Below are 16,968 nucleotides of genomic sequence, written 5' to 3'. Positions count from 1 at the left end.
TCTCAATGCGGATGAGGCGACGCTCAACATCCATGTCGGAAACCCGCAGCGCGGTGAGCTCCCCCCCACCGGATGCCACAGTATCCGAGCATTAGAATCAGTGTCTTCCGATCGCCCGCAGCGCCCGCGAGATCCCAGAGCTGCTGATGGTTCAGGTACCGGTGTGCCTTCGATGAGCCGATGTCGCCTGAGGTGAAGGGGCGTCTTGAGGAGCTGGGTTACACGGTGCGTGAGTTGCCGGACGGGCGTATCGAGGTGTCGCTCAGCGGTGTGGAAAGCGCGGAGGCTGCGCTGAATCAGCTTGTTCGGGATCGTGTTGCTTCTGTGAAGGTGCGGGCTGAGATGCCTGACTTGAATGGTTCCGGGTCTGGTAGTGGGCGTCCTGGTGTCGCTGAGGGTGGTGTGTTTGAGTTCGCTGATGGTGGCTTGAACAACTACACGACAGCGTTCGCGAATGATACGGGCATTTATTCCGGCAGGGCGGGGTCGCTGTACAAGTTCGCTGAGCCGGAAACCGGTTGGGAGGCCTTCATTTCGGGGAAGCCTTCTGCGCGCGACAGGAATCGGCAGATCTGGCTCGAAACAGGGTCGCGTCTCGGCATGGATATGCGCGGTGGCGGTGGGTCAATGGTGCAGGTTCCCGCGGAGGTCATCGTGAAGGACACTCACGGTGCTCTCGTCGGCCGCATGCAGGTCGAGGCAACGCGCGCTGTCGACACGTTTATCAAGCAGCAGGCTGCTGCGAGTCGGAGAGCGGAGTAAGACGAAGGGATACCGGTGCAGAGTCCCAGCGGTTCCGGCGCACTCGGTCTAGACCGGGACAGATTTTTCCATCCCCTTGACCCGAGCGCTCCATGAACTTGACGGGTGGTTACCCAACACGAGAGCGACCGTATTGTGCGCTGATCGGACAATCGAACGGGTCGCGGGCGGCAAGGCCCACACGGTTGAGGTAGTCAACGACGATCAAGTAGGAGTGCCCCAGCGAGGTCTCTGTGTATGGCACGTCGAGGTCCTTGCAGTGGGCGCGCACGATGCGGCGAGCTCGAGACAAGAATGGGCGCGACATGCTGGGGAACAAGTGGTGTTCCACCTGGTGGTTGAGGCCTCCCATGAGTGTTGTGGCCCACCATCCGCCGCGGATGTTGCGAGATGTGCGTACTTGCTTCGTGAAGAAGTCGAGCTTCGCATCGTGCGCGATCACTGGCATGCCCTTGTGGTTGGGAGCGAACGAGGCACCCATGTAGACGCCGAAAACCGCCAGCTGTACACCAAGGAACGCGAACGCCATCCCCAGCGGGAGCAACAAGAAGAGGGGCGTCAGCAGGAGTGCAAACCTCGTGACGATGATCGTGAGTTCTACCCACCGTCCCTTCACCGGTTCCCTGCCAAGCAGATGTCGCAGGCTGTGGAAGTGAAGGTTCAACCCTTCCATTGTGAGGAGTGGGAAAAAGAACCAGCCCTGTCGCTTCGTGATGGATCGCCGCAACCCGCGGGCCTGTACTGCGTCTTCTTCGATGAAGGAGATGGTGTCGACCTGAATGTCGGGGTCTTTGCCGACGCGGTTCGGGTTTGAGTGGTGACGACTGTGTTTGGAGTCCCACCACGCGTAGCTCATCCCGATCGAGCCCGCGAGGACGCGCGCAAGGCGATCGTTTGCTGGTCCGCGGGAAAGGATCTGTCGGTGCGCTGCCTCGTGCGCAAGGAATGCGATCTGCGTGAATACGAGGCCAAGTGCGCCGGCTATGAGTAGCTGGAACCAACTTTGCCCGAGGAGTATGAAACCTGTAATCGCGCCGCCAACTGCGACGGCGATGGCGATCCCAACGAGGGAATAGAACACGGGTGCACGGCGCAGTAGGCCGGCATCTCGAACCTCGGCGGATACGCGTTTGTAGGCCTGAGCAATAGGTGGAAAGTCCGAAGACTTCGCTCGAGTGGGGCGGACTGGGCCGAGGCCGTCGAGTCCCTGGATCATGGTTGCCGACATGAGCGGCACCTGCTTCCATTGCAGCCGCGCTATGGACGACCATTGTGAAGCTTCGGCAAATGCCGAATGCTATGCCTCACTCTACGGTCGTAACCCTGTGTTCAGCTGTGCTGCGTGAGATCCACCCGATGTGAGTAGTACTTCACATCACTTCACTTGCCCCGTCGCTTTCTTCCGAGTTCGACGATTCTCGCGAGTACATCTTGTTCGTAGCCATGCATCTCCCTCACGCCACGAAACTCTTCTTGAACCGTAGGGTCACGAAAGTACCGTCGTGCTTCTTCGTACCCGGGGAGTTGGAGTCTTCGGAAAATCTCGACGAACTCGTCCAAGCTGAGGACACCACTATCAGCCACTCCATTGTTCATAGGGCCTTTGGACAACATTGCGGTGAGAAAACTCTGTCCGTCCCAGCCAAGCGCATCAGCCAGGAGGATCGATGATGAAGCGCGATAGTCATCGCAGCCGTACTGATGCACAATACTGAAGCCCGACTTCTGCCGCCGTTGCTCGCCGCTCAGTTTCCAGATCAAGAGTCCCGTCGTGGCCAAGACTTCCTCGTCACAGGTGTCGCAGTACCAACTCTCGGTAGTGCATAAGTGCTCCCGAGCATCGTTGTCATCGACCGCTAACTGGGTCTCTGGTCTCCAAGCCAACAGGTGATCCGTTCTACTGGAGTCCGCTCCCATCACTCTCGCCCCCTGGGCCCGGTTTCTCAGCCTGTCGTTTGGCGGCGAGGTTGCGAGCGAGAGTGGCCGGCGAGGGACGCTTACTCTGTGACTGCGTAACGTCCCTGCCCGCTTCATGTGCCTCGTCATGTGGAAAGGCGCGGTTTTCAGTTGTCATGGGCACAAGCTATAGGGGTCAGATGTGCGCTTCACAGCCTCGATCATGCCGGTTCTAATTTCTTCCCGGATCTCCGCCCTCGTCTTCCCAGACCCGGACGAGTCCTTCAGAGCGACGCTTCGTTTCGTCGGTGCTCTCAAAGTCCACCGACATCGCCAGGAGCTCCACGGCAACGACTCTGTCATGTTCTTGCGACGCTGCACGCTCTGCACGGGAGATGACTTCATCTCTCGCGTTCTGCGATTCCTCGCTAATGTGGTCGAGAATGTCGGTGATCACGGTTGCTAAACCGTCACGCAACTCCTCGAGACTCGTGTTTGCGATCTCCAGTCGTCGATCCGAGACCTTCAATTCGACCGTGGAATGACCTGTCTCGGTGAGGACGTCTCGGGTACGAGTGCTTTCGATCTCGATTACCTCCTCGCGCTCGACCGGGCGGTTGAAAACCGCCTCGACGGTGTAGCGGTCGGGCGCATCTGCGGTGAACAGTGTGGGCGGAAGTGATGAGATCAAGATCGATGTGAGATGGAGTCGTTGATCTTCGGGGCTCGGTGCTGTCGCGTTACTCATCTTCGCACTGTACGCCGCGAACATGCGCCACTCACAGGAACAGGTGCGGAACTCTTGAAGCTGTGTACTCTACGACCATGGGTCATATGCTCTACCACGGTGGGCAACACGAATTTGACGATCGTCTTCTCGCTCATATCAGGGCGGCTGTGGGTGTAAAGCTTCGGCGGCACGAGTCGTTCTACTTGTGCTGGACCAAGAAGCTCAAGGAGGGGGACGGGCGCATCGCGATTTGGGTCACGCCTTACGCTCCTCTGACTTTCCGGTTTCGGGAGGCCGGCAGCCTGAACTTAATCCGACTTGGGTACGTGTGCTTGAGGAAACCTCGAATAGTTCCTTCGGCATGCGAGTGATCTCTGAAAGTGCCGCCGAGGAGTGGATGAAATCCCGGATCGGGAACTCTCACGGCGCATCCCGGTAGCAACCTGAGGGGGTAGACGTTTGGCATCGCGCCTGTCATGGTGAGCACATGGGCGTACTCATCTTCAACCGGCAGGAGTACGACTTCAGCGACCGGCTCCTCGCACACCTTCGAGAAGCAATCACTGGAAAGCTCCTGCGACGTGAGTCGTTCTCAATGTCATGGGTGGCGAACATGGGTTTCGCACGACATCTCACCACGCTTTGGGTGACACCGAATGCTGCGATGGAGTTCTACTTCTCGCACGATCGAGAAGAGGAAATCAACCCAAACTGGGTCGACGCGCTGGAATGGTCCGCCTATCGCGACAGCGGTATGGAGATCATGACCGAGGCGTCCGCGGCGAAATTTGTTCGCGAGCACGACCTCGAATGACCATCGGAGCGATTTACACCGTTGCTATGCGTCCCCGGACTCTCGGCGGGAGCGCTCGGCTTCCTGTTCGTCCCGGCTAATTTCAGCGTCCCTGCGAATTTGTGTGGCTTCGGTAGGCTCATAAGCGTGACCTGAATGGTGGACTTCTTGGTCCCAACGAGCCGAGCGCTCGCGCGCTTGATGATTCTCGTTGGCTTCGTCCTCGACGGGTTCGACTGCATCAATCATGTCTCAACCATAAGCGTCCCGAACGGCCTGGGGGTATCGCGGATCTCACAGCCTGCTATGTAGCCGCGCTGGGTCGGCCCTCAACACCGCTGCTTCGACTGTACTTCTAGGTCGCGGCGGTGTGCCTTGTACGCGCCAGTGGCGTCGTTTCCACGGCCCGTCTACACGCCGCTCATGTCCCATCTTGCTCAGAAGCTCGCGTCCTCGAGGGTGTCGTAGATGGCCATTACGCGCCGGCGGCGTTGTTGGAACTGTCAGGCAGCAGGAGGAGGTTGGTCCCTGAATCGTCCGAATCGGCCCTGCGAAATCAGTCAACCCGCTGGTATGACTTTCGAAGAGTGAAACACTTTCCACATGAGCGAGGGGAAAACAATGCCTCGATGGTTGCGTCGGGTGGGCATAGAGGTTCTCGGTTGGCTGCTTGTCGTCCTAGGGTTGCTGGCTCTAGTCCTGCCCGGGCCGGGCCTCATTACTCTTGCCGCTGGACTGATCGTGCTGTCGTGGCGATACACCTGGGCGAGGCGACTCCTGGTGCCGGTGAAGAAACGGGCGATTCTTCTCGCACGGAAAGGCGTCGAGACTTGGCCACGAATCATCTCGAGTATCTGCGGAGCATCGATACTTTTTGTTTTCGGACTGCTCTGGGGTCTGCGGCCACCAATGCCGGAGTGGTGGCCCCTGGATGATGCGTGGTGGCTTCCTGGCGGCTGGAACACCAGCATCACGTTGATGGCTTCGGGCGTGATCGCGCTTGCGCTCATCGCCTATAGCTACCGACAGTTTCGACCGAAGTGTGTCGCGCGACACACATGAGTTCTCGGCTCGACTGCCTCACATGTCGGAGATCCGGGGCCTGCGCCTGATCTGAATCGTGTTTCGATTCCGGCTGGCCTCTTGTGGCGGCTGCGCGAGGGGCTCAGACTCGTTTCATGTTCCTCAATGACGAGATGAAGCGGGAGATTAGGTCGGAGGTTGAGCGCGCTCTTCGCGAGCTCGGCGTAACCCCCGGACGAGCCCCAGAACCTCAGACCCAGTTCCTCACCACCGCGGAAGTCGCACGCGCCTACAAGCGTCACGCGGTGACCGTGCGGCTCGCACTGAATGATGGGTCACTTCACGGCCACCAACATGGCACCAGGGGGTACGTGGCTCATTGAGAGAGCATGCGCAGAAGCATGGCTGAATGGGGCCAAGTGCGAGCACTATACGCCCTCTGTGAAGCTGGAACGAAGACGGTAGTTTGATGCGCAGCCGGATTCGAGACAGCCGAAGTTAGAACCAGCACGACGCAATTTTGAGATTTCGAGGGTCATCAACCCGATGCCGGGTAGTGTCGTGATGTGGATTGGTGGGAGTGGGTCACGTGGGGTGGGACCGCCCTTATCGCTGCAGCGGGCCTAGTGCTGGGCATTAGGGCTGAGCGGCGAGTCTCATACAGAAAGCATTGGGTTGTTGTCGACGGGCCCGTTACGTACGTGATCAATCGGTCGAGGGAAGACGCCACTCGCGTCAACATCGAGTTCTTCGGGGCCGATGTGGTGTCTGGCTCCACTATGAGACCGTTCGTTGAGGCAGATAAGGTACTCGCGTTAACGCTTCGCACGCCCGAGCGAAAGGTCGCTGAAGTTGGATGGCGCATCAGTTGGACTCGGCCTTTAACTGAGAAGCGATACCACCTACGCTCTAAGGCTGCCCCCGAGATTGCGGATCAGCCCGAACGCGTGACGCCCTGGACCGCGCCTTTGGCCTGACCCCGACGGCGAGAAAAATGAGAGCGTAGTCGTTGTCTCTCCGGAGAAAGAACAAAGAGAGACATCTCATCAGTCGCGGTTGGCCATTATCCACGCGATGACGTCGGACTTTAGGTAGTAAACCCTTCTTGCGTTATCGGCTTTTACCGACATTGGCCCAACGCCTTTGGTTCTCCAGTCCTCGAGCGTTCGCCGTGACAATTCGGGAAACTGTCCGGCGAGCATTTCGGTGGTCATGATCTTCGGCATCCCACTGAGATCGTCATCGCCGTCAGCACCTTCATCTTTGGGGAGTGCGGGAGGGGTGCCTAGGGTGCGTCGTAATTTTTCTATCTCAGTTCGGAGCTGTCGCGTCTCTTCATGAATCAGTGCGCGGACGGCGACAGTGAGTGCATCTTCCATCCCTCAATCTTGTCTCCCCTGGTCAACGTGGCAACAGGAATGGCAACAATTCGACGGTGAACGGCCAAATTATGCTTCGTCAACTGAAATCGAAAACGCCCCTATATATAAGGACTAGCTAGTCGCTCTATTGGTGACCCCGATCCCAGGAGGTTCGATTCCTCTCCAGGGCACCACCACAGTCGGCAGGGCCCGCTGACACCCCGGAGCGCGGATGCGGGCGGTGCACTCGGCTCCCCCTCGGAGGAGCGACGTATCAGGCGGGTTCCGGTGTCGCGATCCCGACCGCCGCGAGCGCGTGGCGGTGTGCCGTCTCCGCGGTTCGTTCGGCGAATTCCGCGTCGAACCCGCCGCCGGTGGGCAGGAGGATCCGGGCGATGATCGGTCCGATCATGAGATCGCGCAGTTCTTCGATATCGATGCCGGGTACGGCGCCGAGCTCTCCACGCTCGGCCGCTCGATCGACGGCGAGGCGGATCGATTCGCGACGGGGGGCGAGGAACCGCTCGGTGAAGAGTTCGCGCACCTGGTCGTCGGTGCGCATCGCCTCGAGCAACCCGGCGAGGTTGTTGCGCATGAGCTGCGAGGAGAGCATCTGCACGTCTGCGCGCTGCACCTCGGTGAGGTCGCCGAGCAGGGATCCGGTGTCGGTGTCGCCGACGTCGCCGAACTTCGCGGCCAGTACCTCGAATGCCAGGTGCGAAGCTCCGGTGAAGCGGCGGTAGAACGTCGCCCGAGTGGTGCCCGCTTCGCGGACCAGGGTGTCGACCGTCAGATTGGAGTAGCCGCCGCGCTCCATCGCGCGCTCCGCAGCCTCGAGAAGATCCGTCGTGATCTCGGTGGAGAACGGTCTCCCCGGCTGTCGCTTCGCCATCTGCTCTCCTCCAACACGTTCTGTGCTCAACCGAAACCTACACTAGTTGCCTTACGCTCGACCAATACAGTGTGATTGCTCACATTTCGGTGACGACATTCCGGTCCGGTGTCGCTCCGCGTCTCGCCAGCGGGCCCGGCGAGACTGCCCGCTAGACTGGCCGGAGCGATACGATGCGGGGTGAGAGAGATGATTGCGGCGATGGACTGGATCGGGCGACTCCTCGATGGATCGCTCTTCGCCGGCAGCATCTTCCTCGTCATCGGCATCGTCGGCGGCGTGCTCCTGCTCATCTCCCTCGTGCTGGACGGCATCTTCGACGCATTCGACTTCGGCGACGGGCCGCTCAGCCTGACCACGATCGCGGCGTTCACGTCGATCTTCGGCTTCACCGCCTTCGCCAGCGTCGGTGCGGGAATGTCGCCGGGGGCGGGGTCCGTCGTCGGTGCGATCGCGGGCCTCTTCGGCGCCGTCGCCGCGTGGTGGCTGAGCAAGCTCATCCGCGGTGCGGAGTCGTCGACCGCGGTCAGCGGCAGCGACCTGGTCGGCAGTGAGGCCTTCGTCGTTCTCGCCATTCCGCAGGGCGGCCTGGGCGAAGTCGCCCTCGTGCGGCACGGGGAGCGCGTCTCGCTCTCGGCCACCGCGCAGCAGAGCATCGAGCGTGGCGCACGCGTGCGCATCGTGCAGACGCTCACCTCGACATCGGTGCAGGTCGCCTCGATCGACCCCGACACCACTGAACCGCCAGAACCACCGAGAACGGAGCATTCATGATCTTGTTCACCCCCGCCATCGTCGGGATATTCGGCGCGATCGTCGCGCTGGTGCTGATCGCGCTGGTGATCATCAAGCGCTACCGCATCGCGAAGCCCGACGAAGCGATCATCGTCACCGGCGGCAGGGGCAAGGAGGTCTCCGACACGAAGACGGGTCAGACCGTCCGCGACCTCTCAGGACAGAAGGTCGTGACGGGCGGCGGCGTCTTCGTCGTGCCCTTCGTGCAGAAGTCGTTCACGATCTCGCTGCGCTCGCGACGTCTCACTATCACGACCGAGGCGCAGACGACCGACGGCATCACGATCCAGGCTCAGGCCGTCGCGGTGGTGAAGGTCGGCGGATCCCAGGAGATGATCCGCGCCGCAGCCCAGCGCTTCCTCTCGAACTCGGACGAGATCGACGAGTCGACGCAGGAGGTCCTCTCGGGTTCCCTCCGCTCCATCATCGGCGGACTGACGGTGCTCCAGATCATCCGCGACCGCGCGGTCGTCGCTCAGAGCGTGCTCGAAGCCGCGGAAGAAGCGCTCACGAAGCAGGGTCTCGTCGTCGATACCCTGCAGATCCAGGAGATCCGCGACGGAGCCGACTACATCACCAACATCGGCCGCCCCGAGGCTGCGAAGGTGCGCCAGGCCGCCGATATCGCCGAGACCAACGCCTACCAGGCTTCGGAAGAGGCGAAGATCTCGGCCGAGCAGCACCTGCTCGATCGCAATCGCGAGTTCAAGCTGCGTCAGGCGGCCGTTCAGGCCGAGACGGACAAGGCGACCGCGCAGGCCTCGGCCGCGCAGCCGCTCGAGGACGCGATCCAGCAGCAGGACATCGTCGAGCAGCAGCAGCTCACCGCGCAGCGGCAGGTGACGCTCCGCAAGGAGCAGTTGAATGCCGACGTCCGCGCCGTCGCCGAGGCGGAGGCGTACCGCGTCGAGCAGATCGCCAAGGCCGAGGCCGCCGCGGCGGTCGCAGCAGCCGACGGTCGTGCGCAGGCGACGGAGCGCGAAGGGCTCGCGGCCCGGGCAGCGCGTATCGCGGGCGCCGAGGCGCTCGCCGCAGAGGGCGAGGCCGAGGCCCGCGCGCTGCGCGCCAAGGGTACGGCCGAGGCCGACGCGATCGACGCGCGTGCGCGTGCGCTCGAGACCCAGTCGCAGGCGGTGCTCGCGCAGGAACTCATCCAGTTGCTGCCGCAGATCGCCTCGGAGTACGCGAACGCGATCAGTGCGATCGACACGATGACGGTGGTCTCCGCGGACGGCACCTCGAAGGTTGCCGGCGATGCGATGGGCAACATCAAGGGACTCCTCGACATGGCGCGCGACACCGTCGGCGTCGATCTGGTCGGCATGCTGAACGGTGTCGCCACCGGGAGCGCCGCAGGCGCAGCCGCCGGTCGCGCGCAGCAGCGTTCCGCGTCGAGCTTCGGCGAAGCCGCCGACCGGGCGGCGACCGATGTGCGCCGCGCAGATCTGCGGCGCGAGCGCGCGGCGGACATGGATCCGTCGATCGCGACGCCCGACCTCGGTTCCGAGGATCGGCAGGCGACGGGCACCGCTGATGCACCGGAGAGCGGCGGTACCGACGCGTCATGAGTCGGCAGCGACGTTCGCTCGACTCCAGTGCGGCCGATCTCGAGGCCGCGCTGGGGCCGGCGCCCGAACCTCCGGCGCGGCCGGAGGTGGTGGTGCTGCGGGTCCGTCGGCACGGGCGGCACCTGACGGTCCCCGTCGTCCTGCTCTTCGCGCTCGCCGCGGCGACGGGCTACTGGGTCGGCTCCTTCGCTCAACCCCTGGCGAACGTCGCCGCCGGCATTGCCGCGATCCTGCTCAGCATCCTGCTCGTCTTCCTGCCGATCCTCACCTGGCTGGCGGAGCGGACGACCATTACGACCCGCCGCGTCATCATGCGGCGGGGGTTCTTCGTCCGTCATCGGCTCGAGATCTCGCTGTCACGAGTGAGCGAAGTGCGGACGCGGCGGACGGTCGGGCAGCGAATGCACGGATCGGGCGACATCGACCTGTGCGTCGGGCCCGACCGCACGACCATCGCCGACGTGCCCGGAATGACACGGGTCGCGGAGGCGGTTCAGGAGCTCGTGGCTCGGACCGCCGCTCCGCCGCAGCGTTTCTGACTCAGGTCGTGCGCGCGATGAGCACGTCGATCAGTCGCCCCGCGAGATCGACGAGCCGGGCGATCTCGTTCTCATCGCGGTCGATCCACCGGCATTCCGGGTCGCCCACGGGGACGAAACCCTCGTGCCGTTCCCACACCATCAGCGTGCGCTCGGCCCCGAGCACGTACTGCTGCCACCAGACCTGCCGCAGGTAGTGGCGGGGGATCGACCGCCACTCCTTATTGGTCGTCTTGATCTCGGCGAGTTCGATGTGGCCGTTCTCACGCTGGACGACGCCGTCCGGGGTGGCCAGGTGCCGCAGGTCGGAGGCGGCGTGGAAGAGCGCGGCGCTCGGAGAGATGGTGTGCTCTTGCAGCACCCAGGCGGCGATCTCGGGTTCGCGCGCCCGCCCATGATCGGTGTAGACGTTGCCGCTGAACGATGTGCCGAAGAGCTTCGCGTGCGCCGCCGTCTCGATGGAGCGGGGCGTTGAGAGCTTCGCGACATCGGTCGCCGTGATCCCTCGTGAGCGCGCGCGCATCCACGCGACCCGGTCGGAACCGTCGGTGACGACGCGGGTGAGATAGCTCGGGGCAGCGACTGACATCGTCAGTATTCTGCCACTTCGCCGGGCACAGCGGGCACACAGCAGCAAGCCGGACAATGCTCCTATGACTCCAGGTGACATGCTGCGTGCGGACGGCGGAAAGCTGCGTGCGCTCATTACCGATGACGAGGATTCGATCTCGCAACTCATCGCCATGGCGCTGCGGTACGAGGGGTGGGACGTGCGCACGTCGGCAACCGGTCAGGGAGCGCTCGACGCGATGCGGGAGTTCGCCCCCGACGTGGCGGTGCTCGACATCATGCTGCCCGACATCGACGGCATGCAGGTGCTTTCCCGGCTCCGGAGTCAGGGGGTGACGGTGCCCGTGCTGTTCCTCACGGCACTCGACTCCGTCGACGACCGGATCAACGGACTCACGGCGGGCGGCGACGACTATGTCGTGAAGCCGTTCAGTCTCGAGGAGCTCATCGCGCGACTCCGAGGCCTGGTGCGGCGGTCGCAGATCACGCAGAGCGCGGCCCCCGATCCGGTCATCCGTGTCGGAGATCTCACCTTGAACGAGGACAGCTACGAGGTCGAGCGCGGGGGCGAGGCGATCGACGTGACGAGCACGGAGTTCGAGCTGCTGCGCTACCTCATGCGCAACCCGCGACGCGTCCTGTCGAAGGCGCAGATCCTCGACCGCGTGTGGACCTACGATTTCACCGGCAAACCCGCCGTCGTCGAGCTGTACATCTCGTACCTGCGCAAGAAGATCGATGCCGGTCGCACGCCGATGATTCACACGGTGCGCGGCGCCGGCTACATGCTGAAGGCCGCGGACGTCTGAGCGGACGCGCTCCGTACCCGTGCCGCTTTGCCGTGCAGCGCGCGGCGTGGTATGTTCGTATCTGGCCAAAGACCGCCGGTAGGGTCCCCCGGGATCCCGGAACGTTCGCAGCAGCGAAGACCAGCGCAGGTGCGAATCTTCGAAACACTTGAAGCTCCGTGCGTGCGCGCCGGAGCTTTTCTCATGTTCAGAGCAGCTCCGAGCGGCACGGCCTCCGCCGGACGCCCGTCCGACGGATGACGACAAGCTAGGGAGCGCCATGGCTACGAAGGAAGCTACGGTTGCCGATCTTCAGCAGAAGTTTGAAGAGTCGAGCGCCGTTCTGCTGACCGAGTACCGCGGACTCACGGTTGCACAGCTGCAGGAACTGCGGCGGAGCATCCGCGAGCACGCGACGTACGCCGTGTCGAAGAACACGCTGACCAAGATTGCGGCCAACAACGCCGGGATCACCGCATTCGATGACGAGCTCGCCGGACCTTCGGCGATCGCCTTCGTGCACGGTGACACCGTCGCGGTCGCCAAGGCACTGCGTGACTTCGCCAAGGCACACCCTCTTTTGGTGGTGAAGGCGGGCTACTTCGATGGCAAGCCCCTCACCGCCGCTGAGGTAGGCAAGCTCGCCGATCTCGAGAGCCGCGAGGTGCTGCTGGCCAAGGCCGCCGGCGCCATGCAGGCATCGCTGATCGGTGCAGCGCAGCTGTTCAACGCTCTGCCCGCCAAGGCCGCTCGCGGCTTCGGCGCGCTGCAGGAAAAGCAGGACGCGTAAGCACTCGTTCACGCAGTTCGGTACTGACAAGATCCGTCCGCTTCGTGCGGGCACACACCAAGGAGATACATCATGGCTAAGCTTTCGACTGAAGAGCTGCTCGAGCAGTTCAAGGAGCTCACCCTCATCGAGCTCTCGGAGTTCGTGAAGGCGTTCGAGGAGACCTTCGACGTCTCGGCCGCCGCCCCCGTCGCGGTTGCTGCAGCGCCCGCCGCCGGTGGCGAGGCCGCCGCTGAGGAGGAGAAGGACGAGTTCGACGTCGTCCTCGACTCGGTCGGCGACAAGAAGATCCAGGTCATCAAGGTCGTTCGCGAGCTCACCGGTCTCGGCCTGGGCGAGGCGAAGGCCCTCGTCGAGGAAGCCCCCAAGAACGTGCTCGAGGGCGCGAACAAGGAGGACGCCGAGGCGGCCAAGGCCAAGCTCGAAGAGGCAGGCGCAGGCGTCAAGCTCGCGTAAGTTCTCTCACGGCTCGCAGGGGCGGTACCACTTCCGGGTGGTGCCGCCCCTGCGGCGTTTCCAGGGGTCCACGACTCGGCGGATCCCGATCGAACCGCGCGCAGACTCTCGACGTGAGCACTGGCCGATCGAGTACGATTGTCAGGGCGATGGACGTCTGATAGAGTCACCCGTCTGCCGCGAAGCACGTCTCGGTTCGTGCGCCCCTGCGGTCCACGTTGCGGGTGGACGCAGGCGTGGCGACTGGACGAAGGGAACATCGTGGCGCTCCTCAGGCTCACGCTCCAACACGCGAAGCGCTATCGCGTGTTCATCACGCTCGTACTGGTGCTGCAACTGCTCGCGACCATCGCGGCGCTGTGGTTGCCGAGCCTCAACGCGCAGATCATCGATCGCGGCATCGCAAACGGCGACACCGACTTCATCTGGAGCACCGGGGCCACGATGCTGCTCGTCTCCCTCGCTCAGGTCGTCGCGGCCGTCGCGGCCGTCTACTTCGGCGCCCGAGCGAGCATGGGCATCGGCCGGGATCTGCGCAGTCGCGTGTACCGCAAGGTCGACTCCCTCTCCACGCTCGAAGCGACGCGCTTCGGGGCCGGCACCCTCATCACGCGCGGCACCAACGATGTGCAGCAGATCCAGATGCTCGCCATGATGACGTTCAACTTCATGGTGACGGCGCCCATCATGGCGATCGGCGGCATCATCATGGCGCTCCGCGAAGACGCCGGACTCGCCTGGCTCGTCTGGGCATCGGTCGCGGTGCTGGCCGTCATCGTGAGCTTCCTCGTCTGGTTGCTGCTGCCGCTGTTCCGCAAGATGCAGGATCGCGTCGACGCGATCAACGGCGTGCTGCGCGAGCAGATCATGGGGATCCGCGTGGTTCGCGCGTTCGTGCGCGAGCACTTCGAAGCCGATCGCTACGAGGTCGCGAACCGCAACATCACCGACGTCTCGGTGAAGGTCGGCAATGTGTTCGTCCTGATGTTCCCCGTCATCATGATGGTGCTGCACATCGCGACCGGTGCCGTGCTCTGGTTCGGCGGTCAGCGCGTCGATGCCGGCCTCGTCGAGGTGGGATCTCTGACGGCGTTCCTGCAGTACCTGCTGCAGATCCTGATGGCCGTCATGATGGGCGTCTTCATGACGATGATGATTCCGCGAGCCGTGGTCTGCGCCGAACGCCTCCGCGATCTCTTCGACACGCAGTCCGCCCTGTCGTTCCCCGAAACCGAGTCGGTGCCGACGCCGGCAGCCGGCCGCGTCGAGTTCCGGGACGTGACGTTCGGGTTCCCCGGCGCGGAGCTGCCCGTGATCAAGAACGCCTCATTCGTCGCTGAGCCCGGGCGGACGACCGCGATCATCGGATCGACGGGGTCGGGTAAGACCACGCTGCTGAACCTGGTGCTCAGGCTCTTCGATCCGCAGAGCGGCTCCGTGACCATCGACGGATCCGAGGTCAGCCGGCTCACGCGCGCGCAGCTGGCCAGTGCGGTCAGTCTCGTCCCCCAGCGACCGTACCTCTTCTCGGGCACCGTCGCCACGAATCTGCGGTTCGGCAACGAGGCGGCGAGCGACGACGAACTCTGGGAGGCGCTCCGCGTCGCTCAGGGCGACGACTTCGTGCGCGCCAAGGAGCACGGCCTCGACGAGCCCATCTCGCAAGGCGGCACCAGTGTCTCCGGAGGGCAGCGGCAGCGGATCTCGATCGCCCGCGCCCTCGTGGCGCGGCCGCGGGTCTACCTCTTCGACGACTCCTTCTCCGCCCTCGACGTCGCGACCGATGCGCGGCTGCGGGACGCGCTCCCGTCGGCGACCGCGGGAGCGACCACGATCATCGTGGCGCAGCGCGTGTCCACCATCACCGACGCCGATCAGATCCTGGTGATGGAGGACGGCGAGATCGTGGGACGCGGCACCCACGCGGAGTTGCTCGAACAGAGCCCCGTCTATCAGGAGATCGTCGAGTCGCAGCTCGAGAAGGCCGACGCGACACCGAACGGGGGTGCGGCGTAATGGCGAAGCAGCGTGACAACACCTCGACCGACGAGTTCGAACTGCCGGACGACTACCAGCCCGACAACGACGACTGGTCGGGATCGCAGCCGACGAAGAAGGCGAAGCACTTCTGGCCGTCGGCGAAGCGCCTCTTCGGACTCCTGAAACCCGAAAAATGGCTGTTCGCCTTCGTCGTGGTCCTGGTGGTGCTGTCGGTCGTGCTGACCGTGATCGCCCCGAAGATCCTCGGACAGGCCGTCGACGTGATCTTCGACGGAGTCGTGAGCGGATCCCCGATCGACTTCCCGGTGCTCTCGCGCCTCATCATCGCGGTCATCGGTCTGTACTTCGTCGCGTCCGTGCTCATGTGGCTGCAGGGCTACATTCTCAACCGCATGGTGATGCGCATCGTCTACGGGTTGCGCGCCGACATCGAAGCGAAGCTCAATCGGTTGCCGCTCAGCTACTTCGATAGTCGCCAGCGCGGCGACGTCCTCTCGCGCGTGACGAACGACGTCGACAACATTCAGCAGGCGCTGCAGCAGGCGTTCTCGCAGTTGGTGCAGTCGGTGCTCACGGTCATCGGCATCGCGGCGATGATGTTCATCGTGTCGTGGCAGTTGGCCCTCATCGCCCTGATCGCCCTTCCGCTCTCGGCGGTCATCGTCGGCTTCGTCGGAGTCCGTGCGCAGAAGCTCTTCGTGACGCAGTGGAAGTACACCGGTGCCGTGAACGGGCACATCGAGGAGTCGTTCACCGGTCACGAGTTGGTGCGCATCTTCAACCGCGACCGCGAGATGGCCGCAGAATTCGACCGGCGCAACGAGGAGCTCTTCCAGGCCTCCTACAAGGCGCAAGCGCTGTCGGGCACGATCATGCCGTCGATGCAGTTCGTGCAGTACTTGAGCTACGTGCTCATCGCCGTCGTCGGCGCGCTGCGCGTCACCACCGGCCAGATGACGCTCGGCGACGTGACCGCCTTCATCCAGTACTCCCGCGAGTTCGCCCAGCCCCTCGCCGAGATGGGTGGCATGGCGAACATGCTGCAGTCGGGCGTCGCCTCGGCCGAGCGCACCTTCGAGCTGCTGGACGCGGACGAGCAGGATCCCGACACCGCATCCGAGCATCTGCCCGAGCGGACCGCCGGGCGGATCGACTTCGCGCACGTCTCGTTCAGCTACGATCCGGCCGAACCGCTCATCGACGACCTCTCGCTCTCGGCGCAACCCGGGCAGACGATCGCGATCGTCGGACCGACCGGTGCCGGGAAGACGACGCTCGTGAACCTCATCATGCGGTTCTACGAGTTGAACGCGGGGCAGATCCTGCTCGACGGCGTCGACATCACGACGCTCAGTCGAGCCGAGCTCCGGGGCCACGTCGGCATGGTGCTCCAGGACGCGTTCCTCTTCGAGGGAACGATCCGTGAGAACATCCGGTACGGGCGTCTCGACGCGACCGACGACGAGGTCGTGGCGGCGGCCCAGGCGACGATGGTCGACCGCTTCGTGCGCCAGTTGCCGAACGGGTACGACACCGTCATCGAGGAGAACGCCTCCACGCTCTCATCGGGGGAGCGCCAGCTGCTCACCATCGCGCGCGCGTTCATCGCGAACCCGTCACTGCTGATCCTCGACGAAGCCACGTCGTCGGTCGACACCCGCACCGAGGTCCTCGTCCAGCAGGCCATGCAGGCCTTGCGCACCGACCGCACCTCGTTCGTGATCGCCCACCGGCTCTCCACGATCCGCGACGCCGACACGATCCTGATGATGCAGTCCGGTCGGATCGTCGAGCAGGGCTCCCACGAGGAGCTGCTCGCGCTCGACGGGGCGTACGCCGAGCTGTATCAGGCGCAGTTCAGCGGCGAGGTCGACGCGGCTCACGCCGAAGAGCTGCTCACCGGCGAGCCCGTCGCCGCCACCGGCGCCGTACCCGTGGCCGGGGCCGGGACGACCGGCGACACGAGCGCCGGGACGAGTGCCGATTCGAGCGGGCGGAGCTGAT

General features: G+C 63.7%; 18 protein-coding genes. 12 read left to right on the top strand and 6 right to left on the bottom strand.

Features of this window, described 5'->3' with window-relative positions; all coding sequences use genetic code 11:
• Positions 1–180: 180 nt before the first annotated feature.
• Entirely contained in the window at positions 181–762 is a 582-nt protein-coding gene (locus J4H85_RS13460; RefSeq protein ID WP_208240700.1) for a hypothetical protein, read from the top strand.
• 109 nt (positions 763–871) lie between these two features.
• Here the strand turns inward: J4H85_RS13460 and J4H85_RS13455 are convergent, their stop codons facing one another.
• From J4H85_RS13455 to J4H85_RS13445, 3 genes are all read right to left on the bottom strand, one after another.
• A complete protein-coding gene (locus J4H85_RS13455; RefSeq protein ID WP_208240698.1) occupies positions 872–1,990 on the bottom strand; it encodes a fatty acid desaturase family protein in 1,119 nt (372 codons plus the stop codon).
• A 152-nt stretch (positions 1,991–2,142) separates the two neighbouring features.
• Positions 2,143–2,541, bottom strand: a complete 399-nt coding sequence (locus J4H85_RS13450; RefSeq protein WP_208240696.1) for a hypothetical protein — start codon at positions 2,539–2,541, stop codon at positions 2,143–2,145.
• A gap of 349 nt (positions 2,542–2,890) precedes the next feature.
• A complete protein-coding gene (locus J4H85_RS13445) occupies positions 2,891–3,406 on the bottom strand; it encodes a hypothetical protein (protein ID WP_208240694.1) in 516 nt (171 codons plus the stop codon).
• 77 nt (positions 3,407–3,483) lie between these two features.
• Between J4H85_RS13445 and J4H85_RS14365 the strand changes: the two genes are divergently transcribed.
• From J4H85_RS14365 to J4H85_RS13435, 3 genes are all read left to right on the top strand, one after another.
• Complete coding sequence (locus J4H85_RS14365) at positions 3,484–3,759, top strand: DUF7882 family protein (RefSeq protein WP_441328008.1); 276 nt, start codon at positions 3,484–3,486, stop codon at positions 3,757–3,759.
• Between the two features lie 116 nt (positions 3,760–3,875).
• The gene (locus J4H85_RS13440) at positions 3,876–4,202 is read left to right on the top strand and encodes a DUF7882 family protein (protein WP_208240692.1); all 327 of its coding nucleotides are present in this window, start codon (positions 3,876–3,878) and stop codon (positions 4,200–4,202) included.
• 582 nt (positions 4,203–4,784) lie between these two features.
• Positions 4,785–5,243, top strand: coding sequence for a PGPGW domain-containing protein (locus J4H85_RS13435; RefSeq protein ID WP_208240690.1), 459 nt, complete (start codon positions 4,785–4,787; stop codon positions 5,241–5,243).
• 1,007 nt (positions 5,244–6,250) lie between these two features.
• Here the strand turns inward: J4H85_RS13435 and J4H85_RS13430 are convergent.
• Both J4H85_RS13430 and J4H85_RS13425 read right to left on the bottom strand, forming a co-directional pair.
• Positions 6,251–6,583: a helix-turn-helix transcriptional regulator gene (locus tag J4H85_RS13430; protein ID WP_208240688.1), complete on the bottom strand. Its 333-nt coding sequence runs from the start codon at positions 6,581–6,583 to the stop codon at positions 6,251–6,253.
• A gap of 256 nt (positions 6,584–6,839) precedes the next feature.
• The gene (locus J4H85_RS13425; protein ID WP_208240686.1) at positions 6,840–7,457 is read right to left on the bottom strand and encodes a TetR/AcrR family transcriptional regulator; all 618 of its coding nucleotides are present in this window, start codon (positions 7,455–7,457) and stop codon (positions 6,840–6,842) included.
• A gap of 189 nt (positions 7,458–7,646) precedes the next feature.
• Between J4H85_RS13425 and J4H85_RS13420 the strand changes: the two genes are divergently transcribed.
• From J4H85_RS13420 to J4H85_RS13410, 3 genes are read left to right on the top strand one after another with little or no spacing between them, the layout of a single operon-like run.
• Positions 7,647–8,231, top strand: a complete 585-nt coding sequence (locus tag J4H85_RS13420; protein WP_208240833.1) for an NfeD C-terminal domain-containing protein — start codon at positions 7,647–7,649, stop codon at positions 8,229–8,231.
• A complete protein-coding gene (locus J4H85_RS13415; protein WP_243893839.1) occupies positions 8,228–9,820 on the top strand; it encodes an SPFH domain-containing protein in 1,593 nt (530 codons plus the stop codon). The genes J4H85_RS13420 and J4H85_RS13415 overlap by 4 nt, the downstream gene beginning before the upstream one ends.
• The gene (locus J4H85_RS13410; protein ID WP_208240684.1) at positions 9,817–10,359 is read left to right on the top strand and encodes a PH domain-containing protein; all 543 of its coding nucleotides are present in this window, start codon (positions 9,817–9,819) and stop codon (positions 10,357–10,359) included. Before J4H85_RS13415 ends, J4H85_RS13410 begins: the two co-directional genes overlap by 4 nt.
• Before the next feature lies 1 nt (position 10,360).
• On the opposite strand, the gene J4H85_RS13405 is transcribed toward J4H85_RS13410, so the two are convergent.
• A complete protein-coding gene (locus tag J4H85_RS13405) occupies positions 10,361–10,948 on the bottom strand; it encodes a YqaJ viral recombinase family protein (RefSeq protein WP_208240674.1) in 588 nt (195 codons plus the stop codon).
• A gap of 64 nt (positions 10,949–11,012) precedes the next feature.
• On the opposite strand from J4H85_RS13405, the gene J4H85_RS13400 reads away from it, so the two are divergent.
• The 5 genes from J4H85_RS13400 to J4H85_RS13380 all read left to right on the top strand — a co-directional run bounded on the left by J4H85_RS13400 (position 11,013) and on the right by J4H85_RS13380 (position 16,967).
• Entirely contained in the window at positions 11,013–11,738 is a 726-nt protein-coding gene (locus J4H85_RS13400; protein WP_279592073.1) for a response regulator transcription factor, read from the top strand.
• 259 nt (positions 11,739–11,997) lie between these two features.
• Complete coding sequence (rplJ, locus tag J4H85_RS13395) at positions 11,998–12,507, top strand: 50S ribosomal protein L10 (protein ID WP_208240672.1); 510 nt, start codon at positions 11,998–12,000, stop codon at positions 12,505–12,507.
• Between the two features lie 72 nt (positions 12,508–12,579).
• Positions 12,580–12,963 carry a 50S ribosomal protein L7/L12 gene (gene rplL / locus J4H85_RS13390; RefSeq protein WP_208240670.1) on the top strand — a complete coding sequence of 128 codons (384 nt, stop codon included), beginning with the start codon at positions 12,580–12,582 and terminating at the stop codon, positions 12,961–12,963.
• Between the two features lie 261 nt (positions 12,964–13,224).
• The gene (locus J4H85_RS13385; protein ID WP_208240668.1) at positions 13,225–14,979 is read left to right on the top strand and encodes an ABC transporter ATP-binding protein; all 1,755 of its coding nucleotides are present in this window, start codon (positions 13,225–13,227) and stop codon (positions 14,977–14,979) included.
• Positions 14,979–16,967, top strand: a complete 1,989-nt coding sequence (locus J4H85_RS13380) for an ABC transporter ATP-binding protein (RefSeq protein WP_208240667.1) — start codon at positions 14,979–14,981, stop codon at positions 16,965–16,967. The genes J4H85_RS13385 and J4H85_RS13380 overlap by 1 nt, the downstream gene beginning before the upstream one ends.
• Position 16,968 lies beyond the last annotated feature (1 nt).

This window comes from Leucobacter tardus (genome assembly GCF_017583045.1).
Taxonomy (GTDB): domain Bacteria; phylum Actinomycetota; class Actinomycetes; order Actinomycetales; family Microbacteriaceae; genus Leucobacter; species Leucobacter tardus.
This window is presented reverse-complemented; position numbering and strand designations above follow the sequence as displayed.